This is a genomic window from Pseudomonas sp. NPDC012596 (genome assembly GCF_042902325.1).
GTDB lineage: Bacteria > Pseudomonadota > Gammaproteobacteria > Pseudomonadales > Pseudomonadaceae > Aquipseudomonas.
Genome location: NZ_JBIBEB010000001.1, coordinates 147,826 through 169,210 on the forward strand (window position 1 = coordinate 147,826; position 21,385 = coordinate 169,210).

Annotated in this window: 19 protein-coding genes and 1 riboswitch; of the genes, 5 read left to right on the forward strand and 14 right to left on the reverse strand. The window is 62.9% G+C overall.

The genetic code is table 11. The features are described 5' to 3' along the window. Window positions 1-168: 168 nt before the first annotated feature. From ACFY68_RS00680 to ACFY68_RS00720, 9 genes are all read right to left on the reverse strand, one after another. Window positions 169-879 carry an ABC-type transport auxiliary lipoprotein family protein gene (locus ACFY68_RS00680; protein WP_346614826.1) on the reverse strand — a complete coding sequence of 237 codons (711 nt, stop codon included), beginning with the start codon at window positions 877-879 and terminating at the stop codon, window positions 169-171. A gap of 175 nt (window positions 880-1,054) precedes the next feature. Further along, a complete protein-coding gene (parC, locus tag ACFY68_RS00685; protein WP_387522547.1) occupies window positions 1,055-3,313 on the reverse strand; it encodes a DNA topoisomerase IV subunit A in 2,259 nt (752 codons plus the stop codon). 10 nt (window positions 3,314-3,323) lie between these two features. Beyond that, a complete protein-coding gene (locus tag ACFY68_RS00690; RefSeq protein ID WP_387522549.1) occupies window positions 3,324-3,842 on the reverse strand; it encodes a TIGR02281 family clan AA aspartic protease in 519 nt (172 codons plus the stop codon). Further along, on the reverse strand, window positions 3,839-4,825 hold the full coding sequence (locus ACFY68_RS00695; RefSeq protein ID WP_387522551.1) for an esterase-like activity of phytase family protein: 987 nt from the start codon (window positions 4,823-4,825) through the stop codon (window positions 3,839-3,841). The genes ACFY68_RS00690 and ACFY68_RS00695 overlap by 4 nt, the downstream gene beginning before the upstream one ends. Next, the gene (gene parE, locus ACFY68_RS00700; RefSeq protein WP_346614830.1) at window positions 4,822-6,726 is read right to left on the reverse strand and encodes a DNA topoisomerase IV subunit B; all 1,905 of its coding nucleotides are present in this window, start codon (window positions 6,724-6,726) and stop codon (window positions 4,822-4,824) included. The genes ACFY68_RS00695 and parE overlap by 4 nt, the downstream gene beginning before the upstream one ends. Before the next feature lie 35 nt (window positions 6,727-6,761). After that, entirely contained in the window at window positions 6,762-7,370 is a 609-nt protein-coding gene (locus ACFY68_RS00705) for a YqiA/YcfP family alpha/beta fold hydrolase (RefSeq protein ID WP_387522553.1), read from the reverse strand. A 200-nt stretch (window positions 7,371-7,570) separates the two neighbouring features. Then, entirely contained in the window at window positions 7,571-8,374 is an 804-nt protein-coding gene (gene cpdA, locus ACFY68_RS00710) for a 3',5'-cyclic-AMP phosphodiesterase (protein WP_387522555.1), read from the reverse strand. An 85-nt stretch (window positions 8,375-8,459) separates the two neighbouring features. Further along, entirely contained in the window at window positions 8,460-8,912 is a 453-nt protein-coding gene (locus tag ACFY68_RS00715) for a DUF1249 domain-containing protein (RefSeq protein WP_346614833.1), read from the reverse strand. Beyond that, entirely contained in the window at window positions 8,903-9,520 is a 618-nt protein-coding gene (locus ACFY68_RS00720) for an NUDIX domain-containing protein (protein WP_387522557.1), read from the reverse strand. Before ACFY68_RS00720 ends, ACFY68_RS00715 begins: the two co-directional genes overlap by 10 nt. A 185-nt stretch (window positions 9,521-9,705) precedes the next feature. On the opposite strand from ACFY68_RS00720, the gene ACFY68_RS00725 reads away from it, so the two are divergent. Then, on the forward strand, window positions 9,706-10,452 hold the full coding sequence (locus tag ACFY68_RS00725; protein WP_387522559.1) for an RsiV family protein: 747 nt from the start codon (window positions 9,706-9,708) through the stop codon (window positions 10,450-10,452). Here ACFY68_RS00725 and cytX read toward each other — a convergent pair. Together cytX and thiC are read right to left on the reverse strand one after the other, a co-directional pair. Beyond that, a complete protein-coding gene (gene cytX, locus ACFY68_RS00730) occupies window positions 10,421-11,704 on the reverse strand; it encodes a putative hydroxymethylpyrimidine transporter CytX (RefSeq protein WP_387522561.1) in 1,284 nt (427 codons plus the stop codon). The two genes, ACFY68_RS00725 and cytX, sit on opposite strands and share 32 nt — an antisense overlap. Before the next feature lie 210 nt (window positions 11,705-11,914). Continuing rightward, window positions 11,915-13,801 carry a phosphomethylpyrimidine synthase ThiC gene (gene thiC / locus ACFY68_RS00735; protein WP_346614837.1) on the reverse strand — a complete coding sequence of 629 codons (1,887 nt, stop codon included), beginning with the start codon at window positions 13,799-13,801 and terminating at the stop codon, window positions 11,915-11,917. A 159-nt stretch (window positions 13,802-13,960) separates the two neighbouring features. Continuing rightward, a riboswitch (TPP riboswitch) is annotated at window positions 13,961-14,067 on the reverse strand. A 162-nt stretch (window positions 14,068-14,229) separates the two neighbouring features. Between thiC and ACFY68_RS00740 the strand changes: the two genes are divergently transcribed. Continuing rightward, window positions 14,230-15,663 (forward strand): TolC family outer membrane protein, encoded by a 1,434-nt coding sequence (locus ACFY68_RS00740; RefSeq protein ID WP_346614838.1) that lies wholly within the window; start codon window positions 14,230-14,232, stop codon window positions 15,661-15,663. Between the two features lie 306 nt (window positions 15,664-15,969). Here ACFY68_RS00740 and waaA read toward each other — a convergent pair whose 3' ends face one another. Next, window positions 15,970-17,241: a lipid IV(A) 3-deoxy-D-manno-octulosonic acid transferase gene (waaA, locus tag ACFY68_RS00745; protein ID WP_387522563.1), complete on the reverse strand. Its 1,272-nt coding sequence runs from the start codon at window positions 17,239-17,241 to the stop codon at window positions 15,970-15,972. Between the two features lie 11 nt (window positions 17,242-17,252). Continuing rightward, window positions 17,253-18,143 (reverse strand): LysR family transcriptional regulator, encoded by an 891-nt coding sequence (locus ACFY68_RS00750; protein WP_387522565.1) that lies wholly within the window; start codon window positions 18,141-18,143, stop codon window positions 17,253-17,255. Window positions 18,144-18,230: 87 nt separating this feature from the next. On the opposite strand from ACFY68_RS00750, the gene ACFY68_RS00755 reads away from it, so the two are divergent. Continuing rightward, entirely contained in the window at window positions 18,231-18,563 is a 333-nt protein-coding gene (locus ACFY68_RS00755) for a DMT family transporter (protein ID WP_387522567.1), read from the forward strand. A gap of 85 nt (window positions 18,564-18,648) precedes the next feature. On the opposite strand, the gene ACFY68_RS00760 is transcribed toward ACFY68_RS00755, so the two are convergent. Further along, window positions 18,649-19,140 (reverse strand): hypothetical protein, encoded by a 492-nt coding sequence (locus tag ACFY68_RS00760; protein ID WP_387522569.1) that lies wholly within the window; start codon window positions 19,138-19,140, stop codon window positions 18,649-18,651. A 255-nt stretch (window positions 19,141-19,395) separates the two neighbouring features. Between ACFY68_RS00760 and ACFY68_RS00765 the strand changes: the two genes are divergently transcribed. Further along, window positions 19,396-20,571 carry an NAD(P)/FAD-dependent oxidoreductase gene (locus ACFY68_RS00765; protein WP_387522570.1) on the forward strand — a complete coding sequence of 392 codons (1,176 nt, stop codon included), beginning with the start codon at window positions 19,396-19,398 and terminating at the stop codon, window positions 20,569-20,571. After that, complete coding sequence (locus tag ACFY68_RS00770) at window positions 20,568-21,380, forward strand: aldo/keto reductase (protein ID WP_387522572.1); 813 nt, start codon at window positions 20,568-20,570, stop codon at window positions 21,378-21,380. The genes ACFY68_RS00765 and ACFY68_RS00770 overlap by 4 nt, the downstream gene beginning before the upstream one ends. The last annotated feature ends 5 nt before the right edge of the window (window positions 21,381-21,385 follow it).

Consider the following 21,385-nt stretch of genomic DNA (forward strand, 5'->3'; position numbering starts at 1 on the left):
ACAAGGTGGACTGCCCCCAGGGTTGGATTGGTGTCCAACTTTTGGGGGAGCACTCCAAAGTCTGCAGCGCTGCAGACATGGTGGGAGCCGGCTTGCCGGCGATGAGGCCACCACAAGCCCACAAAAAAGCCCGCACATGTGCGGGCTTTTTCTTATCTGGCCTAACCATCAGAACCGATAGACTTCCATATCGGTACGGATCGGTGAAGCCATCGGGATCTTCGACTTCTCTGGCGCTTTTTTGACCTGAACCGGTGCAGCGGGCTTCTTGGGTGCCTCATCGGCAATTGCAGGCTGATTGGCCAGCGGCTTGACCGCACTGCTCAACTGCTCTGCAAGCTTCTGCAGCAGTTTGCCTTGGGCCTGCACCTGCGACGACTCACTACCTTCATGCGGTTGCTCGAGGTGAACGATGCGGTTGTCACGCACATGGCCGCGGCGGTCGAGCAAACGCCATTGGGCGTCGAGAATGGCCGGCTGGTTCTTGCCCGAGTCCAGGCGGGTGATCGACAGCAATACCTGCACGTCCGGCGAGAAACCGGTGCTGGCGGGGGCCAGGACTACGCGCTGGCTGTCCAGCCGCCAGGCCAGCTGGCGAACCAGCAGCTGGTCGATGTCTGCCGACAGGCTACCCGCCCAACGACCGTCCGTCGCTGAACTCAGGCTGCCATCGGTCTGACGCTGCAAAAAGGTTTCGCGCTGAAGGTAATCGGCGACCGACACCGGGCCGAGCACCACGGCCATGCCTGCACTCTGTGAAGGCTGGCCAGGATCACCGCTGTCGAGCTGATACAGGGCAACCGGCTGATGCATGCTGCATCCGCTCAGCCCCAGCAAGCCCGTCATCAACAGCGCAAATGGAAGGCGCAGAAATTTCATTCATCCCATCCAGGCGGTCGCCACCAGGCTAACCGCAGTGATACTGATATAGATTCAATCGGGCACACAGCCACGCTGGCACCGAAGGGGCACTATCATCCGCGAAATATCGGTCCGACTCCAGCATTTCTGCCTGGAACGGCGCTGAAATTGCCGCCCCAGACATTTCAACCGGTTACGCCGGACCTTCCACCTGCAAACCGTCGACGCGCTGGAACCCGCGTGGCAGCTTGCTGCCGCGCCTGCCGCGCTCGCCTTTGTAATGCTCAAGGTCGTCTGGTTTCAGAGACAGGGTACGCTTGCCTGCTTGCAAAACAAGTGTCGCGCCCTCGGCGATTACGGCCAAATCTGTAACATATTCTTCACGACTGGCGACCCGATCACCGGGCACACCGATGATCTTATTGCCCTTGCCTTTACCCAGCTGTGGCAGGTCGGCCACCTTGAACACCAACAAGCGGCCTTCGGTGGTCACTGCCGCCAGCCAGTCCTGTTCACGGTTGGCCACAGGCCTCGGGCTGATGACTTTGGCGCCATTCGGCAGGCTGAGCAGCCCTTTGCCGGCCTTGTTCTTGGCCTGCAGGTCCTCACCTTTGACCACGAAGCCGTAACCGGCATCGGAAGCCACCACGTATAACGCGTCATCCTCAGGTAGCAGCACGCACTCGAAGGTCGCCCCTGGTGGCGGCGTCAAGCGCCCGGTCAGCGGCTCGCCCTGGCCCCGTGCCGACGGCAGCGTGTGCGCTGCCACCGAATAGCTGCGGCCGGTGGAGTCGATCAGCACGGCGAACTGATTGGAACGCCCAGCTGCTGCCGCTTTGAAACCATCCCCCGCTTTGTAGGAAAGGCCTGTGGCATCGATGTCATGGCCTTTGGCACAGCGTACCCAGCCTTTTTCCGACAGCACGACAGTGACCGGCTCGGTCGGCATCAGCTCGTTTTCCGACAATGCCTTGGCTTCGCTGCGCTCTACGATCGGCGAACGGCGGTCGTCGCCGTAAGTCTCGGCGTCCTTGATCAGTTCGCTGCGTACCAGCTTGCGCAGCTTGGCATCGCTGCCGAGCAGGGCCAGCAGTTTGGCCTGCTCCTTGAGCAGCTCGTCCTGCTCGCCGCGGATTTTCATCTCCTCCAGGCGGGCCAACTGACGCAAACGCGTTTCAAGGATGTAATCGGCCTGGATTTCGGTTAGCTCGAAACGGGCGATCAGGGCCTGCTTGGGGTGCTCCTCGGTGCGGATGATGTGGATCACTTCATCCAGGTTGAGGAATGCGGTGAGCAAGCCTTCCAACAGGTGCAGGCGCTTCTCGACCTTATCCAGGCGGTGTTGCAGGCGACGACGAACGGTACCTATCCGGTACTGCAGCCACTCCAGCAGCAAGGCACGCAGGTTTTTCAGCTGCGGCCGACCATCCAGGCCGATGATGTTGACGTTGACCCGGTACGTGCTTTCCAGCTCGGTGGTGGCGAACAGGTGCTGCATCAGCTCGTCGGCATCCACGCGGTTGGAGCGCGGGATGATGACGATGCGGCAGGGGTTTTCGTGGTCCGATTCATCACGCAGGTCGGCGACCATCGGCAGCTTCTTGGCCTGCATCTGCGCGGCAATCTGCTCCAGCACCTTGGCCCCGGAGACCTGGTGTGGCAGAGCAGTAACGACGATGTCGCCATCTTCCACCCGGTACACGGCGCGCATGCGGATCGAACCACGGCCGCTTTCGTAGATCTTGAGGATCTCGGCCCGCGGCGTGATGATCTCGGCTTCGGTCGGGTAGTCCGGCCCCTGAATATGCTCGCACAACTGCTCGAGTGTGGCCTTGGGCTCGTCGAGCAGGCGCACGCAGGCACTGGCGACCTCACGCAGGTTGTGCGGTGGCACGTCGGTAGCCATGCCCACAGCGATGCCAGTGGTACCGTTGAGCAGGATGTTCGGCAGGCGCGCCGGCAACACTGCAGGCTCCTGCAGCGTGCCATCGAAGTTCGGCACCCAGTCCACGGTGCCCTGGCCCACTTCGCTCAGCAGCACTTCGGAATAGCGAGACAAGCGCGCTTCGGTGTAACGCATGGCGGCGAACGACTTCGGGTCGTCCGGTGCACCCCAGTTACCCTGGCCGTCAACCAGGGTGTAGCGGTAGCTGAACGGCTGCGCCATCAGCACCATGGCTTCGTAGCAGGCCGAATCGCCGTGGGGGTGGAATTTACCAAGCACGTCACCGACGGTACGCGCCGACTTCTTGTGCTTGGCATCGGCATCGAGCCCCAACTCACTCATGGCATAGACGATGCGTCGCTGCACAGGCTTCAGGCCGTCGCCGATATGCGGCAGGGCCCGGTCCATGATCACGTACATGGAGTAGTTGAGGTAGGCCTGTTCGGTGAAGTCAGCCAGCGAACGGCGTTCGACGCCGTCGAGGCTGAGTTCCAGTGGGTCGCTCATGCGGGCCTCGTTATTTCAGGTTCTGGCGCAGCAGCATGGTGCCGCCGCGCTGGGTAAATTCAAGTTGTTTCAGCGCGCTCATGCCGAGCAGCACGGTCTGCCCATCCAGCCCCGGCACCACCAGCGCACGCACGCCCTGCAGGCGAATGTCGCCCAGTTGCAGGCTGTCCAGCCGGGTGCGGTAGCCTTCGGTACGGCCGTTGGCGGTACTGAGGATGACCGGGCTGCCACGCTGCAGGTCGAGCTCACGGGCCAGCACCTCGGGGATCGCCACATCGGTGGCGCCGGTGTCGAGCATGAAGTGCACAGCCTTGCCATTGATCGCACCGTCAGCCACGAAGTGGCCTTGGCCATTGCTTAACAGACGCACCTCGATGAAGCCTTCGCCGTGTGCCGACTGCACCTGGGTATTGGGGTTGCGGTCACGCGCCTCCCACTCACCGAAAAAGCGCGTGGCCAGGAACATCCCCGCTGCCCAGGCAAGGACCATCAGTACCCTGCCCGCACGCTTGCCCGGCGGCTGGCTCATGGCTTGGCGCTCCAGCCGCCTTCGGGCGCTGTAAAGCGCCAGACCACCGGCCGGCTTTCGCCATCGGCCCGGTCACCATTGTTGTTGTCCAGGCCGATCCAGGCACCCTTGGCATCGATCACCAGCGCTTCGGCCAGGCCGAACGGCTGATCGTAGCGGCGCTCGGGCACCAGCGCTTCGGCGGCAAACGACCAGCAGCGCTCGACCTTGCCGCTGTCGGCGTCACGCCGGCAAATGCGGTAGGCATTGCGTTCGAGGGTGAACAGCTTGCCTTCGAACCAGGCCAGGTCGGCGAAATCACGCGAAAGCGCACGGGCATTGGGCATTTGCGGCGGTTGCATTTCGACGCCGGCCTCGCTCAGTAGCACGCAACTGCGCCCGCAGGTCCACACCGATTGCTGGCGCTCTATCTTCACCAGGCCGCGACGCTCGCGCTCGGCCGCCAGCCACAGGCGGTCACCCGCCGGGTTGATCGCAAGGCCTTCGAACAAGGCGTTGAAGTGCAGCAGCATGCCGCTGGCACGGGCTTGGCGAATCATCGCAGGGTCGATTTTCAGCCAGTCCGGCTCGCCGTCGACCGGCAGTTGCAGCACCGCTGCATGCGCCTCGCTGACCAGGTAGATAGTGCCGGCCTGGTCGCAGGTAATGCCTTCATAATCCAGCTCCCCGCCGCGGATGTACGACACCGCCCAGTTGCGCGACTTCAGCCCCCAGGGCAAGCCGCTTTCCGGCACCGGTGGCGGGGCGAAGGTCAGAGGCTGGGCGCGCCATACCCCGTTCTGCTGGTCAAAGCGGTAGATACGGTCATCATCACGGTCGGAAACACCCCACAAGGCGCCCCGGCACAAGGCCAGGCCCGAGAGGTTACCGCCGCGCATGCCATCGATCGGGTGCCCGGACGCCAGCTTCAGCTCCGGCCAGTTGCCTGCCAGGCTCGGCAGGGCAACCAGCGCAAGGAAAAAGGCGGCAAGCAGACGAATCAAACCATGACCTCAGCCAGGTTACCTTTGGTTTCCAGCCAGCTCTTGCGGTCACCGGCGCGTTTCTTGGCGAGCAGTTTGTCCATCAGCTCGCAGGTGGCTTCGACGTCTTCCAGGGTCAGCTGGACCAGGCGCCGCGTGTTCGGGTCCATGGTGGTTTCGCGCAGCTGCGGCGGGTTCATCTCGCCCAGGCCTTTGAATCGGGTGACCTGTGGCTTGCCGCGCTTCTTCTCGGCCACCAGGCGGTCGAGGATGCCGTCACGCTCCGGCTCGTCCAGGGCGTAGTAGATTTCCTTGCCCAGGTCGATGCGGTACAGCGGCGGCATGGCGACGTAGACGTGGCCGGCCTCGACCAACGGGCGGAAGTGCTGGACGAACAGCGCGCACAGCAAGGTCGCGATGTGCAGGCCGTCGGAGTCGGCGTCGGCGAGGATGCAGATCTTGCCGTAGCGCAGCTGCGACAGGTCGACAGCGCCTGGGTCGACGCCGATGGCCACGGCGATGTTGTGCACCTCCTGGCTGGCCAGCACTTCGCCCCCGTCCACTTCCCAAGTGTTGAGGATCTTGCCGCGCAACGGCAGGATGGCCTGGAACTCCTTGTCCCGCGCCTGCTTGGCCGAACCACCCGCAGAATCGCCCTCGACCAGGAACAGCTCGGCGCGCATCGGGTCTTGGCCTGCGCAGTCGGCCAGCTTGCCCGGCAGCGCCGGCCCCTGGGTGACGCGCTTGCGCTCGACCTTCTTGCTGGCCTTGAGACGACGGCCGGCGTTGCTGATGGCAAGTTCCGCCAACTGCATGCCCAGTTCAGGGTGCGCGTTGAGCCACAAGCTGAAGGCGTCCTTGACCACACCGGAGACGAACGCCGCGGCCTCGCGGGAGGACAGGCGCTCTTTGGTCTGCCCGGAGAACTGCGGCTCCTGCATTTTCATCGAAAGGACGAAGGTAATGCGTTCCCAGACGTCTTCCGGCGCCAGCTTGACCCCGCGCGGCAACAGGTTGCGGAACTCGCAGAACTCGCGCATGGCATCGAGCAGGCCTTGGCGCAGGCCGTTGACATGAGTACCGCCCTGGGCGGTGGGGATCAGGTTGACGTAGCTTTCCTGAACGCTGTCGCCGCCTTCGGGCAGCCACAGCAAGGCCCAGTCCACGGCCTCTTTGTTACCGGCCAGGCTGCCGCAGAACGGCTCGTCAGGCAGGCGCAGGTATTCACTGACCGAGTCGACCAGGTAGGAACGCAGGCCGTCCTCATAATGCCACTCGACTTTCTCGCCGCTGGCCTTGTCCTCGAAGCTGACCAGCAGGCCCGGGCACAATACGGCCTTGGCCTTGAGCACATGCTTGAGGCGGCTGATGGAAAACTTAGGCGAATCGAAATACTTGGGGTCGGGGCTGAAGTACACGCTGGTACCGGTGTTGCGCTTGCCGACCGTGCCGACCACTTCCAGCTCACTGGCCTTGAAGCCATCGGCGAAGGTCATCTGGTACTCGTTGCCGTCGCGTTTGACGCGTACGCGCACCTGGGTCGACAGGGCATTGACCACCGAAATGCCAACGCCGTGCAGGCCGCCGGAGAACTGGTAGTTCTTGTTGGAGAACTTGCCGCCGGCGTGCAGTTTGGTGAGGATCAGCTCGACGCCCGACACGCCCTCTTCGGGGTGGATATCCACCGGCATGCCGCGGCCATCGTCGCTGACCTCCAGCGAGTGGTCGGCATGCAGGATGACCTGCACCGAACGCGCATGGCCAGCCAGGGCTTCGTCGACACTGTTGTCGATGACTTCCTGGGCCAGGTGGTTCGGCCGGCTGGTATCGGTGTACATGCCCGGCCGTTTGCGGACCGGGTCAAGGCCGGAGAGGACTTCGATGGCGTCTGCGTTATAGGCGCTAGCGCTGGGATTGGCCATGGGTTCTCGTCGTCAGTCTGGTGAATGCAAAAAGATCAAAATACAGAAAAGTCGAGCGCTGCATACTGCCCCCGGGCAACGCCGGCAAAGGCCAGCAGCGCGGGCATCTGCTGTGCAAAGCCCTGGTAGCTGTGGTCGCCGCCCGCCTGGATGCGCAGCGCGCAGGCACGGTAGTAATGCTCGGCGTGGCGATAGTCCAGGGTTTCATCGGCCGTCTGCAACCATACTTGATATCGGCCGGCATCCGTGGGGGCGGGCACTTCCAGCTCGGCCAGGGCCTGTACGTGGTCGTGGGTCAGCTCCCAGGTTTCGTCGGTGTAGTGGTTGCGCTGCGTGCCCAGGTAACCGTCGAACAGCTTGTGCGGCGTGACCGCCGGGTTGATCAGCAGCGCCTTCAGGCCATGGCGCTCGGCCAGCCAGGTGGCATAGTAGCCGCCGAGCGAACTGCCCACCAGCAAGGGGGCGCCCAACTCGGCGATGGCTGCTTCAAGCTGCGCGATGGCCTGGCGCGGGTGATGGTGCAGGGCGGGGACGCGCAACTGGTCCGCAAGGCCTAGCTGCTGCATCACAGCTTCGAGCTGACGCGCCTTGGTGGAGAGCGGTGAGCTGTTCAAGCCATGGATATAGAGGATGGAACCCGACATGCTGCCCCCGAAATCTGTGGCTTCGCGCCCAATGGTGCGGGCGCAGGGATGCGCAGTGTAGCGCGTTCGCCGTGTTTTGGCGTAGCGGTGGGATTTTCGCAACAATTTCTCAGCTGCAGCGGGGCGCTGTGCGTCCCATCGCCGGCAAGCCGGCTCTCACCAGGAGCGCATCGATTGAAACCTTGTGCAGCATCTCGACTTCAATAGCCCGGGCTGTCGAAGTCGAGCTTCACCTCGAAGTCCAAGGCCCGCTCCACCCCCGTCTCCAGCCGCCCGTCAGCGTACAGGCGCAACCATCGATAGCCCGGCTGCTCCTCGCTCACCTTGAAGTCCTCGCTGCGCGGGGCGAACTGGATGCAGGTCGACGGCGTGGCCAGCAGGCGCAAACCGCCGCGCAGCGCGTCCCATTCCTGGTGGATATGCCCCCAGAGCAACGCTTTCACGTGTGGACGACCCTCAAGCCGACGCAGCAACTCATCGGCATTGCGCAGGCCGATCGGTGCGATCCACGCACAACCGATATTCACGGGTTGATGGTGGCAACACACCAGGCAGTAGCGCTCACCTGCTGATTCAAGCGCATCATCGAGCAACGACAGCTGGTCCGGCCCGAGCAGCCCATGGGTAGCACCGAGCACGGCCGAATTGAGCATTACCACGCGCCAGGCGCCCACATCGGTAACCGCCTGCACCAGGTCCGGCGCCACCTCGGCCATGACCCTGGCTTCATCATGGTTGCCTGGCAACCAGCGAGTGGGCACGGCGAACTCGGCTGTAAGCTCGCGAAACGCCTGATACGACGCAACGCTGCCATCCTGAGACAAGTCGCCGGTGCACAACAGCAGGTCGATGCGCGGTTGCTCGCGCCGCACCTGGCCGATCACGTGGCGAAGGCTGTCGCGGGTCCGCAGGCCCAGCAGCGTGCCCGCAGGGTCTGCGAACAGGTGAGCGTCGGTCAGTTGCACCACGTGTACGGGTGCCTGGGTAGGGTCTGGGTGCGGCACCGGCCGTCTCCTCGTGCGGATTCAGCAGGAATTATGGCGGGGGAATGGTTGCGAGCAAACACCCGAAACCAACCGCCATCACATTTCAGCGCACACTTGCCAGTTCGTGGCCGCACGCCAGGCAGTGGCTTAGCCATTCGCCGAGGAACAGGTTGAGCTGGGCCTTCTCATCCGGCTGGTGCATGGCATCGTTAGGATACGGGTAGATGCTGCGCAGGCGCCGGGTATGTTCGGCGCTGATCACTTCGGCCATGCGCGCATCGTGGTACACCTGCACCTCCAGGTGCGGCACCGGTAGCCAAGGCAGGCTGTGCTCCTGGCGTACCCGCAGGGTTGTGGTGTAGGGGCAGGCAAGCACCACGTCGAGCACCAGCACGCCCAGCATCTGGTCGCCCTGGGTCATGCCGATGCGCCGCGAGCTCTGGGTGGTGCGCATGTCGGGCAGCAGGCGCATGAGCCGGGCGTAGTTGGCCTCGCAGGCTGCCTGCAGCCCGGCCAAATCGACGCGATAACGCTCACGCAGCAGGTTCACTTCCACATACCTCGTACTTCATCGCGGTTGAGCGCCAGCCATTGCAGGCCGATGATGGTCGCCGCGTTGCAGATGCGCCCGTCGCGCACAGCCTGCAAGGCATCTTCGAACGACCAGACGCGCACACGGATATCCTCGCCCTCTTCTTCCAGGCCGTGCAAGCCACCGGCGCCTTCGCTGCTGCAATGGCCGAGGAACAGGTGCACGTATTCATCGCTGCCACCCGGTGACGGGAAATAGCGCGTCATTGGCCACAGCGCGCTGAAAGTCAGGCCGGCTTCTTCTTCGGCTTCGCGGTGGGCGACTTCTTCTGGCTGTTCGTCCTTGTCGATCAGGCCGGCAACCAGCTCGATCAGCCAAGGGTTGTCGGTTTTGCCCAGCGCGCCAACGCGAAACTGCTCGATCAGCACCACTTCGTCGCGCCGCGGATCGTAGGGCAGTACGCACACGGCATCGTGGCGTACGAACAGTTCGCGGCTGATCTCGCGGCCCATGCCCCCGGCAAACAGTTCATGGCGCAAGCGGAGCTTGTCGAGCTTGTAGAAGCCCTGGAAGCAATTGGCCCGCTCGATGACCTCGAAGCCCTTGGGCACTGAATTCAACACGTCTGACATGGAAATCCTCATTACCTCAAATACTGCTTCGCGCCATCCTACTCTGCACGACTGCCCGTTTCACCCCCTTCCGGCAACCGTTCGCGCGGTCGGGACAGCGGGCCTGCTCTCTGTTAGCTTAGTGGCGAACTGAAGGCCGCGCAGGCGGTCAAAGGCCGACTTTTCCCTGTACTGCAAGGATCATCATGACACTTGTCAAACTGACCTCCGTGGCTGTGCTGGCCTTGGCCCTGGGTGCCTGCCAGAGCCTGTTCACGCCCAACTACCGGGCCCCGCTTGAGGTCAAGCGTGACGCCTGGGAGCATGTGAAACCCGGGTGCAGCGCCAGTGACTGCCCGCTGGTGAACATCGACACCATCCACTTCCCGGACCTGCCCAAGCTCGACGGCATCGTCGAAAAACGCCTGTTGCAACTGACCGAAGACAACCAGCATGGCACCGCGCCCAGCACTTTGCAGGCGTATGAGCAGCAATACCTGGCCAACGCCGACAAACGTAACAGCAGCTACCTGCAAGCCAAGGTACGCGAACAGCATGACGGGCTGGTGATCATCGAATTATCGAGCTACCTCGACAGCGGTGGTGCCCACGGCATGCCCGGCCGGGGCTTCATCAACTACTCGCGCAAGCTGGACAAGGTGCTGACCCTGCAGGACATGCTGGTGCCGGGCCAGGAAGAAACCTTCTGGAAGACGGTCGAGGAATCGCATCGCGCCTGGCTGATCAGCGTGGGTATGGACAAGGACGCCGAGTTCGTCAAAACCTGGCCCTTCAAGAAGTCGCCGCACATCGCCCTGACGTACGGCGCGGTGGTGGTCAAATACGAGGTCTACTCCATCGCGCCCTATTCCATGGGCCACGTGGAACTGAAGCTGCCCTACCCTCGCCTCAATGGCGTGCTCAAGCCTGAGCTGTTTCCCGGCCGCGGCTGAAGCTCAACAGCAGGTGCAGCCCACCTGCCAGCAGCAGTGCTGGCAGGGTCGCACCTAGCTCCGGGGCTTGCGCGGCGATGATGTGATAAGCCGCAACGCCCACCGCCCAGGCCAGCAGTGCTTGCCAATGCCAGCCATCAACCTGGGCGGGCAAGCGGCGGCGGCGGATCACGTAGTGGTCCACCAGCACCACACCGAACAGCGGCGCGAACACCGAACCAATCAAGAGCAGGAAGTTTTCGTACTGGGCCAGCGGCGCCAACAAGGCGATCAGGGTGCACAGCACACCGATGGCCAGCGCCAGGTGTTCGACTTTCACGCGAACCAGCAAGCCGGTCGATACGGCTGCCGAGTGGATATCGGCAAAGGCCTTCTCCGACTCGTCCAGCAAAATCAGCAGCAACGGAATACCCATACCGGCACCCGCCAGGGCCAGCAGCAGCGCGTTTGCCTCACCGCTTGGTGCAAAAGCCAGGGTGTAGGCCACGCCCAGGCTCATCAGCCAGGTATTGCCGATGAAGTAACCAAGCACGGTTCCACCGAACACATGCTTGCCGTTGCTGGCGAACCGGGAGTAGTCGGCAATCAGGGGCAACCATGACAGCGGCATGGCAATAACGATGTCGAAGCCCACGGCCAGCGACATCGAGCCGTCACCCGCACGGTTCCACAACTCGCCCAGGTCGGCCTTGGCCAACAGGTTCCAGGTCAGCCACAGGCAGGCGCCCAGCAGCACCCAGATGCCCCACTTGCGCAGCACTTTGCGCACGAACGCCAGCGGCCCGCTGACCGCGAGCAGGGTAGCCAGGCCACCGAAGCACAGTGTCCAGAACATCGGGCTGTTCCACAGGCTGCCTTCGCCGAAGGTGCGCGCCCCCAGCAAGCTGGCGGCGTCACGCATGACGATGATCTCGAACGCGCCCCAGCCCACCAGTTGCAGCAGGTTGAGCAAAGCCGGCAGACGCGCGCCGTGGCTGCCCAGGCCAAGCCGCAGGGTGGCCATGGCGGACAGGCCGGTGTCGCTGCCGATGACGCCCGCGGCCCCGAGCAGCAGCACGCCCACACCGGTGCCGAGGGCGATGGCCAGTACTGCGCCGGCCAGGCCAAGGCCTGGGGCGAGCATGGCGCCCACTTGCAGGACCATCAGGCCGATGCCGAGGGAGAACCACAGCGAGAACAGGTCGCGGCCGCCGAACGGGCGCTGGTGGGTGGGGACCGGGTGGTCGGGGGAGAAATGGCTGGGGGTTGTCATTGTTGTATCGCCGAAGGAGTTGAAGTGAGCCAAACCCGTAAATCGGGCCAGTTGGGCTGCTTAGCAGCCCATCGCCGGCAAGCCGGCTCCCACAGGTACTGCGCAAGCCCGGGCATTGCGCTAATCCTGTAAGAGCCGGCCTGCCGGCAATGGGCCGCACAGCGGCCCCGATGTAGCAAGCAGCGACGCACCGCCGCGGCACCTGAAGCCTTACACCTTGTGATACAGCTGGCTGCCTTCCTGGCGGAACCGCTCGGCCTGCTCGCGCATGCCCTCCTCGACCGATACATCCACCGCGTCGATCCGCAGGTTGGCGGCGTATTCACGCACCTCCTGGGTGATTTTCATCGAGCAGAACTTCGGCCCGCACATCGAGCAGAAGTGCGCGACCTTGGCCGATTCCTTCGGCAGGGTCTCGTCATGGAAGGCGCGCGCCGTGTCTGGGTCCAGGCCCAGGTTGAACTGGTCCTCCCAGCGGAACTCGAAGCGCGCCTTGGACAAGGCGTTGTCACGTATCTGCGCGCCAGGGTGGCCCTTGGCAAGGTCGGCGGCGTGCGCGGCAATCTTGTAGGTGATGATGCCGGTCTTAACGTCATCCTTGTTCGGCAACCCCAGGTGTTCCTTGGGCGTGACGTAGCAGAGCATGGCACAGCCGAACCAGCCGATCATCGCTGCGCCGATGCCCGACGTGATGTGGTCGTAGCCGGGAGCGATGTCGGTGGTCAGCGGGCCGAGGGTGTAGAACGGCGCTTCGTCACAGCACTCCAGCTGCTTGTCCATGTTCTCCTTGATCAGTTGCATCGGCACGTGGCCTGGGCCTTCGATCATGCACTGCACGTCGTGCTTCCAGGCGATCTTGGTCAGCTCGCCGAGGGTTTCCAGCTCACCGAATTGCGCCGCATCGTTGGCGTCTGCGATCGAGCCCGGGCGCAGCCCGTCGCCCAGCGAGAAGCTCACGTCGTAGGCCTTCATGATTTCGCAGATCTCGTCGAAATGCGTGTACAGGAAGTTCTCCTGGTGATGCGCCAGGCACCACTTGGCCATGATCGAACCACCACGGCTGACGATGCCGGTGACCCGTTTGGCGGTCAGCGGCACGTAGCGCAGCAGCACGCCGGCATGGATGGTGAAGTAGTCCACGCCCTGCTCGGCCTGCTCGATCAGGGTGTCGCGGAACAGCTCCCAGGTCAGGTCCTCGGCCACGCCGTTGACTTTCTCCAGCGCTTGGTAGATCGGCACGGTACCGATCGGCACCGGCGAGTTGCGGATGATCCACTCGCGGGTTTCGTGGATGTGCTTGCCGGTGGACAGGTCCATGACCGTGTCCGAGCCCCAGCGAATGCCCCAGGTCAGCTTGGCCACTTCTTCCTCGATCGAGGAGCCCAGGGCGCTGTTGCCGATGTTGCCGTTGATCTTCACCAGGAAGTTGCGGCCGATGATCATCGGCTCAAGTTCGGTGTGGTTTATGTTGGCCGGGATGATCGCGCGGCCGCGGGCGATTTCCTCGCGCACGAACTCGGCGGTGATCTCTTTCGGGATGTTGGCGCCGAAGCTGTGGCCGGCGTGCTGCTGCTTGAGCAGGCCAGCGGCACGGGCCTCCTGCAGCTTCATGTTTTCGCGGATGGCAACGTATTCCATCTCGGCGGTGATGATGCCCTGGCGGGCATAGTGCATCTGCGAGACGTTGGCGCCAGCCTTGGCGCGGCGCGGGTTGCGCACGTGGTTAAAGCGCAGCTTGGCAAGCTCCGCATCGTTCAGGCGCTGCTGGCCGAAGTTCGAACTCAGGCCACCCAGGCGCTCGGTGTCGCCGCGCGCGTCGATCCAGGCCGAACGCACATCAGCCAGGCCCTTGCGCACGTCGATGATGACGTTGGGGTCGGTGTACGGGCCGGAAGTGTCATAGACCAGCACCGGGGCGTTGGTTTCGCCGCCGAAGTCGGTAGGGGTGTCGTGCAGGCTGATCTCACGCATCGGCACGCGGATATCCGGGCGCGAGCCTTCGACATACACCTTGCGCGAACGCGGGAACGGTTGCACGGACTGCTGATCGACTTGCGCCGACTCGCTGAGGTTGATCGTTTTTTCTTGTTTGCTCATCACAGGCTCTCCAGACAGCTTCCTAGCGGTGGAATGTCGGGGAGAACCTGAAAGACGCGGACGCACCCCTTGATGGGTGTGCAGTGCCGGATACATGGGGGTGCCGTGAGCTGCGCGCAGCTGTGACATTCCCGGACCTGGCACAAGAGGCTCCCCGGGAAGGCGAGCAATCTTGTTCCCTACGCAGGCGCTAACCTGATCAGGTTCAACGGGATCCGCACCTCTGCGATCTCAGCCTTTGCTTCAAGGCACCCCGACAAGAACATGCGCAGTCTAGACTGGAGTGGTCGGCAAAGCCAAGCGAGTAAATCGTAGCGATGATGAAAGGCGCATTCGGCGATTGTTGCCAGTTGCGCAGGGCCTTACACTGGCCCGTCATTCGATACTCAACAGTTCAGAAATTACAATTTCGTACAAGGATTGCCTCTATGCTGCGCAAACTCTCACTGGCGATAGCCGTGTCTTGTGCGTCCAACGGAGTGGTCTGGGCAGCGGATGTGCCCACAACGGTGAAGACCGACCTGGTCAGTGTTTATCAGGAAGCGGTCGACAACAACGCCGATCTTGCCGCCGCCCGCGCCGATTATGGCGCCCGCCGCGAAGTGGTGCCCCAGGCCCGTGCCGGCCTGTTGCCGAACCTGTCGGCGGGTGCCGAGATGCTGAACACCCGCACCAAGCTCGACGAACCTTCGATCACCTCCAACCGCAGCGGCAATTCTTGGAGTGCAACCCTGGCGCAGCCGGTGTTCCGTGCCGACCGCTGGTTCCAGTTGCAGGCCGCCGAGGCGGTCAACGAGCAGGCGGCGCTGGAGTTGTCCGCCACCGAGCAGAACCTGATCCTGCAGACCGCGCAAAATTACTTCGCCGTGCTTCGTGCCCAGGACAACCTGGCCGCGACCAAGGCCGAAGAGTCCGCCTTCAAGCGCCAGCTCGACCAGTCCAACGAGCGCTTCGACGTGGGCCTGTCCGACAAGACCGACGTGCTGCAGTCCCAGGCCAGCTATGACACGGCCCGGGCCAACCGGATCATCGCCGAGCGCCAGGTACAGGACGCCTTCGAGGCCCTGGTAACTTTGACCAACCGGGAGTACTCGTCGATCCAGGGCGTGGTCCACACCTTGCCGATTCAGGTGCCCACGCCAAACGATGCCAAAGCCTGGGTCGAGACTGCCGGCCGCCAGAACCTCAACCTGCTGGCGACCAACTACGCCGTCAATGCCGCCGAAGAAACCCTGCGCCAGCGCAAGGCCGGCCATGCCCCGACTCTGGATGCGGTGGCCAAGTACCAGAAAGGCGACAACGACAACCTTGGCTTCACCAACCCCTCGCAACTGGGCGTGCGCTACAGCGGCGACGTGGAGCAGACCAGCATCGGCCTGCAGTTGAACATCCCGATCTACAGCGGCGGCCTGACCAGCTCGCAGGTGCGCGAGGCCTACCAGCGCCTGAGCCAAAGCGAGCAGCAACGCGAAAGCCTGCGCCGCCAGGTGGTGGAAAACACCCGCAACCTGCACCGCGCGGTAAACACCGATGTAGAACAGGTGCAAGCGCGCAAGCAGTCGATCATTTCCAACCAGAGCGCCCTGGAAGCCACCGAAATCGGCTACCAGGTGGGTACCCGCAACATCGTCGACGTGCTCGACGCGCAGCGCCAGCTGTACACCTCGGTGCGCGACTACAACAACAGCCGCTATGACTACATTCTCGACAACCTGAGCCTGAAGCAAGCTGCCGGCACCTTGAGCCCGCAAGACCTGGTGGACCTGAGGCGGTACCTGAAACCGGACTACAACCCGGACAAGGACTTCCTGCCGCCGGACCTGGCTGCGGCTGCAGCGAAGAACTTCGAACGCAGGCCTTGAGACAGGTGTCGCGCCATCCGCGGGTGAATCCGCTCTCATAGAACAAACGCTAACTTAGTGATTTGGCGGGGATCCTGTAGGAGCGGCTTCAGCCGCGAACACCGGCGAAGCCGGTGCCATCCACCGCAGCGCCTGCTTCGCGGCTGAAGCCGCTCCCACAGGGTAGGCGGCGCGCTCCCGGGCTTTGTTCTCTGCCCGACAACGCAGCCCGAAAGGCTGGGTAATCCCCCACAGGTACTGTGCAGGTCGCAGACCATGCACTAACCCTGTGGGAGGGATCTACCCGCGAAGCGAATTCCACATGACTCAGCGGATCAACAGCCCAAGCCCATCCAGCAACCGCTGCAAAGCCCCCTGATTGGCCTGCATCACCGCCCTGCCCGCCTCGCCCATGCGCTGTGCATCCTGGGGCAGCTCGACCAGCCGGCGCACCGCCTCGGCCAAACCTTCAGCATCATCCACCTGCTGCAACGCCCCCGCCTCGCGCAACATTGCGCTGATCTCGAGGAAGTTGAACACATGTGGCCCCATAATCACCGGCAATGCCAGCGCCGCCGGCTCCAGCGGGTTGTGCCCTCCCGTAGCGACCAGGCTGCCGCCGACGAAGGCGATGTCGGCCAAGGCATACAGGAACAGCAACTCGCCCATGGTGTCGCCGAGCAACACGCGGGTCTGGGCGCCCACTGCCGTACCCGCTGAACGACGAACCGTGGCGAACTGCTCGTTGCACAAGGCGTGCACCGCATCGAACCTTTCCGGGTGGCGCGGCACCAGTATCAGAAGCGCATCGCCATGCACCTGCAGCAACTGCCGATGGGCCTGCAGGATCAACGTATCCTCGCCTTCATGGGTACTGGCGGCAATCCACACCGGGCGCTGGCCTGCACCCCACTGCTCGCGCAGCGCCTTGGCGCGGGGCAGCAGTTGTTGGTCAATCTTCAGGTCGAACTTGATCGAACCGGTAACCTGCACGCACTCGGGCCGTGCGCCCAGGTTGCGAAAGCGCTGCGCCTCGGTCTCGGTCTGTACCGCAATCAGGTTCATCTCGGCCAGCATGGGTCGGGTTAGCTTGGCGAAGCGCGCATAACCACGGGCCGAGCGCTCGGATAACCGCGCATTGGCCAGCGCCACAGGGATGCCCCGCTTGGCGCACTGATGGATATGGTTGGGCCACAGCTCGGTTTCCATGATGACACCCAGGCACGGGCGCACATGGTCGAGAAAGCGCCCAGCCGCCCACGGTAGATCGTAAGGCAAGTAGCAATGCTGGATGCGCGGTTCATCGGCGAACAGGGCGCGAATGCGCTCTGAACCGGTCGGGGTCATGCAGGTGAGCGTGATCGGCAGGTCCGGGTAGGCCTTGAGCAGCGCACGCACCATGGGAGCGGCGGCGATACTCTCGCCCACCGATACCGCGTGCACCCAGATACCGCCCTGGCGCATGGCTGGCAGGTGGCGGGCGAAGCGCTCGCCGATACGCTGGCCGTAGGCCGGCGCTTTGCGTGCCCGCAGGTACAGGCGCAGCCCAACCAGTGGCAGGCCCAGGTGAAACAGCAGGGTATAGAGAGTTCTGTTCATGGCGGCGAAGTTTACCCGATAGCACGCAGGTGTACTGCAAAGCGCTCGGCCAGCCATTGCGCGGCCGGCCCCAGCGGCTCGTCACGGCGCCAGGCCAGTTCGACCACCAACGCCGGTGGCCGCCATTCGCTGGCCAGCTCGACCATCTGCGCCTGATAGGTCGGGTATTGCACCACGTGGCGCGGCAGCCAGGCCCAGCCAAGGCCGCGCATCAACAGTTCAGCCATGGCGTAGAAGCTGTCGGCACGCCATACCTGCGGGCTGATCGCCTCGCCGCCGGGGTAGCCGCTTTGCTGCGGGGTAATGAGTAGTTGGCGATGACGTGCCAGCTGCTGGCGGGTCACCCGCCCTTCGCGCGCCAGCGGGTGGTCCACGGCGCACACAGTGACCATTTCCACGCTGCCCAGGGTCCGCCGCTCCAGCGATGCCGGCATGCTTTCGTGGTGAAAGAACAAACCCAGGTCGGCGCGACGCTCCACCAGCTTGCGCGCCACATCACCCTGGGCGGCACTGGCCAGTTGCACTTCAAGGAAGGGGTAACGGCTGGCCAGTTCATCGAGGCTGTCGATTACCGGCTGATAAGGCATGGCCTCGTCCTGGGCGACCCGCAGCAAGGCTTCCTGCCCGCGCATCAGCGCCAGGGCCCGACCATCCAGGCGTTCACACTGGCGCAGCAGCTCGCGGGCATCCTCCAGCAGTGCGGTGCCGTATTCGGTCAGTTTCGGCTGACGGCCGCTGCTGCGGTCAAACAGGGTTACGCCCAGGTCACTCTCAAGCAAGGCGATGGCATTGCTGACCGCCGACTGTGCCTTGCGCTGCTCGCGGGCGACGGCAGAAAACGAACGCAGCTCGACCACACGTACGAAGAGACGCAGTTGCTCAAGGTTCCACTGTTCCGGCATGAACCTATCTCCAAAGATGATAGGTAATGACTTTACCCCATCCAGGCAGCGTCTAGAATGCCCGACCAGCAACCGGAGAATATCGCCATGAATGCCTATACCTACCTCGCCATCGCGATCTGCGCCGAAGTCATCGCCACCGCTTCAATGAAAGCGGTCAAGGGCCTGAGCACGCCGCTGCCGTTGCTGTTGATGGTGGTCGGTTACGGGATCGCTTTCTGGATGCTGACCCTTGTGGTGCGCAGCATTCCGGTGGGCATTGCTTACGCGATCTGGTCGGGGCTGGGCATTGTGCTGATCAGCGTGGCGGCGCTGGTGATCTATGGGCAGAAGCTGGATGTGCCGGCGATGGTGGGTATGACGATGATTGTCGCAGGCGTGGTTATCATTCAGCTTTTCTCGAAATCGGCTGGACACTGAACGCTCGCAAAAATTGCCGGCCCGCCAAATCACCGTACCGGCAAATGAAAGACACTGGACAGATTGAATTACCTGACAACGGTTACTAAACCACGTCCTGGGGCTGAATTTTTAATTCCGAAAGGTAAAAATCATTACCAGAGCTTTGGGTAGTTGAATTCTCTATCGCAAGTATTGTCACCTCATCACAGACAGTAAAATTCCCAAAGTACTCTTCGTACTCATCAGTCAGGTGAAAAGAGTCCTTCAGGAGGGTGCTACCGTAATAGAATGACAATTCGGGTTGGTTATTGCTACCTATGCGCCTGGCTGTCATGGAGAATTTCAGTTTATAACCAATCGGAAAACCCGAAATCACTTTATAGATTATGATGCCTGGGCGCAGAGGCGCCTCTGATGAGCTGATGAAGCGCAGGACAGAATCTTTTCCTTCTCGTTCTTGATCTGCCATGATCTCCGCGTTTCGATGTTGATTATAAAGCCGCCAGCCATTCAAACCATACCTAGGATTATCCGCTTTATCATACTCGACGCCTGATTGAAGCGAGAAGTCAGTCAGGTGAATAACTTTATTCATATTCGTAACCCTCGGTATTTTCAACTCTATTAAAAGCGGCATAAGGCCGAGATCCCAGGATAGCAACGCTCTCGCAAATCCTAAACTAGCAAATATGACAGTTGCCAATCCGAATAAAAGGAGTTAACCGGATGAACAAATAGGCAGCCCGAACCTTTAATCATGCTTCGACCGTAGAGCGGTGCGCTAGGTGGGTGCACAGAGACAGGGCCGTAGCTTGTATACTGCTCGACTGTCCAACCTCGGAGATAACCCATGCCAACCGCCATTTCCACTGACGTGCTGATCGTCGGCGCCGGGGTCGCAGGCCTTTGGCTGAATGCCCGCCTGCGTCGCCTGGGTTATTCGACAGTGCTGGTGGAGCGCGCCAGCCTTGGCGGCGAGCAGACCATCAAGTCCCAGGGCATTATCCATGGCGGTACCAAATACGCCCTGCATGGTGCCTTGACCGGTGCCTCTGAAGCCATTGCCGACATGCCGCGGCGCTGGCGCGAGGCCCTGGCCGGCAACGGTGAGCTGGACCTAGGGCGTACTCGACTGCTGTCCGACGCGCACTACCTGTGGTCCCCAGGCACCCTGGCCGGCAACCTCACCAGCTTCTTCGCCAGCAAGGCCGTGCGCGGCCGGGTCGACCAGGTGAAGGGCGACCAGCTGCCACCTGCGCTGCAGGACCGTGCCTTCAAGGGCAAGGTGTATCGCCTGGCAGAGCTGGTTATCGACGTGCCCAGCCTGCTGGCCAACTTGGCCGAGCTGGCTGGCGACAGCTTGCTGGCAGGTGAGTATATCGAGCCCTTGCGCGAAGGTGATGAGCTGGTCGGCCTGCGCGTGGACGACCGTGAAATCCGTGCCCAGCGCATCGTGCTCAGTGCCGGCGCCGGCACCGAAGGTTTGCTGCACGCGCTGGGCCTGAGCCAGCCAGCCATGCAAACCCGGCCGCTGCACATGGTCATGGCCAAAGGGCCGAACCTCAAGCCGCTGTATGCCCACTGCCTGGGTGGTGGGCCCAAGCCGCGCGTCACCGTGACTACCCACCCAGCAGCCGATGGGCAATGGGTCTGGTACCTCGGCGGCGACCTTGCCGAAGCCGATGGGGTAGCGCGCGAGCCTGCGGCGCAGATCGCTGCGGCACAAAAGGAAATCGCCAACTTGTTGCCATGGGTCGACCAGAGCCTGATCCGCTGGGCAACGCTGCGCGTCGACCGCGCCGAGCCGGCGCAATCTGGCTTGGTGCGCCCGGACAACGCCTTCCTCGCCGATCAGCAGCGCCTGCTGGTGGGGTGGCCGACCAAGCTGGCCTTGGCGCCAGACTTCAGTGACCGCGTGCTGGCCAGCCTCGAGCGCGACGGTGTTCGCCCAGGCGCCCCGGCCGATCTCTCTGCACTGCCGCGCCCGCCACTCGGCGTACCAGCCTGGGAGCAACTGCTGCCATGACCCTGCCAACCCTCCACGACTTCCACCGCCCATTGGGCAGCACCGGTTTCAAGGTGTCGCCCCTGGGCCTGGGCACGGTCAAGCTTGGCCGCGACCAGGGCGTGAAATACCCCACCGGTTTCACCATCCCCGGTGATGACGAAGCACGCATGCTGCTGGCACAAGCGCGCCAGCTGGGCATCAACTTGATCGACACCGCACCGGCCTATGGCCGCAGCGAAGAGCGCTTGGGGCCGTTGTTGCGTGGCCAGCGTGATGAGTGGGTGATCGTCAGCAAGGTCGGAGAAGAGTTCGAAGACGGCCAGTCACGCTTCGACTTCAGCGCCGCCCACACCCGCCTTTCGGTCGAACGCAGCCTGCGCCGGCTGGAGACCGACCGCATCGAGCTGGTGCTGGTGCACTCCGATGGCAATGACTTGGAGATTCTCGAGCAGCAGGAGGTCTATCAGACCCTTGCAGCGCTGAAGCAGGAAGGCAAGATCCTCGGCTATGGCCTCTCGGGCAAGACCGTCGCCGGTGGCCTGAAGGCCCTCGAGCAAGGCGACTGCGCCATGGTCACCTACAACCTCAACGAGCAGGCGGAACGCCCGGTGCTGGACTACGCTGCCGAACACGGCAAGGCCATTCTGGTAAAGAAGGCCTTGGCCAGCGGGCATGTCTGCCTTGCCCCCGGCGTCGATCCGGTGCAGGCCAGCTTCGAACTGCTGTTTGCCCACCCGGGCGTCAGCAGTGCTATCGTCGGCACTATCAATCCGCTGCACCTGGCCCACAACGTGGCCACCGTCGCCCGTATCCTGGGCCAGCATTGAGTTGT

What these genes read in the sequence shown, in the direction of transcription:
- ACFY68_RS00720 (WP_387522557.1), bottom strand. Translation starts at nt 9,520, where the DNA reads ATGTCAGACGTGTTGAATTCAGTGCCCAAGGGCTTCGAGGTCATCGAG.
- ACFY68_RS00750 (WP_387522565.1), bottom strand. Translation starts at nt 18,143, where the DNA reads ATGCCGGAACAGTGGAACCTTGAGCAACTGCGTCTCTTCGTACGTGTG.
- ACFY68_RS00755 (WP_387522567.1), top strand. Translation starts at nt 18,231, where the DNA reads ATGAATGCCTATACCTACCTCGCCATCGCGATCTGCGCCGAAGTCATC.
- ACFY68_RS00765 (WP_387522570.1), top strand. Translation starts at nt 19,396, where the DNA reads ATGCCAACCGCCATTTCCACTGACGTGCTGATCGTCGGCGCCGGGGTC.
- parE (WP_346614830.1), bottom strand. Translation starts at nt 6,726, where the DNA reads ATGGCCAATCCCAGCGCTAGCGCCTATAACGCAGACGCCATCGAAGTC.
- parC (WP_387522547.1), bottom strand. Translation starts at nt 3,313, where the DNA reads ATGAGCGACCCACTGGAACTCAGCCTCGACGGCGTCGAACGCCGTTCG.
- thiC (WP_346614837.1), bottom strand. Translation starts at nt 13,801, where the DNA reads ATGAGCAAACAAGAAAAAACGATCAACCTCAGCGAGTCGGCGCAAGTC.
- ACFY68_RS00760 (WP_387522569.1), bottom strand. Translation starts at nt 19,140, where the DNA reads ATGAATAAAGTTATTCACCTGACTGACTTCTCGCTTCAATCAGGCGTC.
- ACFY68_RS00725 (WP_387522559.1), top strand. Translation starts at nt 9,706, where the DNA reads ATGACACTTGTCAAACTGACCTCCGTGGCTGTGCTGGCCTTGGCCCTG.
- ACFY68_RS00740 (WP_346614838.1), top strand. Translation starts at nt 14,230, where the DNA reads ATGCTGCGCAAACTCTCACTGGCGATAGCCGTGTCTTGTGCGTCCAAC.
- waaA (WP_387522563.1), bottom strand. Translation starts at nt 17,241, where the DNA reads ATGAACAGAACTCTCTATACCCTGCTGTTTCACCTGGGCCTGCCACTG.
- ACFY68_RS00680 (WP_346614826.1), bottom strand. Translation starts at nt 879, where the DNA reads ATGAAATTTCTGCGCCTTCCATTTGCGCTGTTGATGACGGGCTTGCTG.
- ACFY68_RS00770 (WP_387522572.1), top strand. Translation starts at nt 20,568, where the DNA reads ATGACCCTGCCAACCCTCCACGACTTCCACCGCCCATTGGGCAGCACC.
- ACFY68_RS00690 (WP_387522549.1), bottom strand. Translation starts at nt 3,842, where the DNA reads ATGAGCCAGCCGCCGGGCAAGCGTGCGGGCAGGGTACTGATGGTCCTT.
- cytX (WP_387522561.1), bottom strand. Translation starts at nt 11,704, where the DNA reads ATGACAACCCCCAGCCATTTCTCCCCCGACCACCCGGTCCCCACCCAC.
- ACFY68_RS00705 (WP_387522553.1), bottom strand. Translation starts at nt 7,370, where the DNA reads ATGTCGGGTTCCATCCTCTATATCCATGGCTTGAACAGCTCACCGCTC.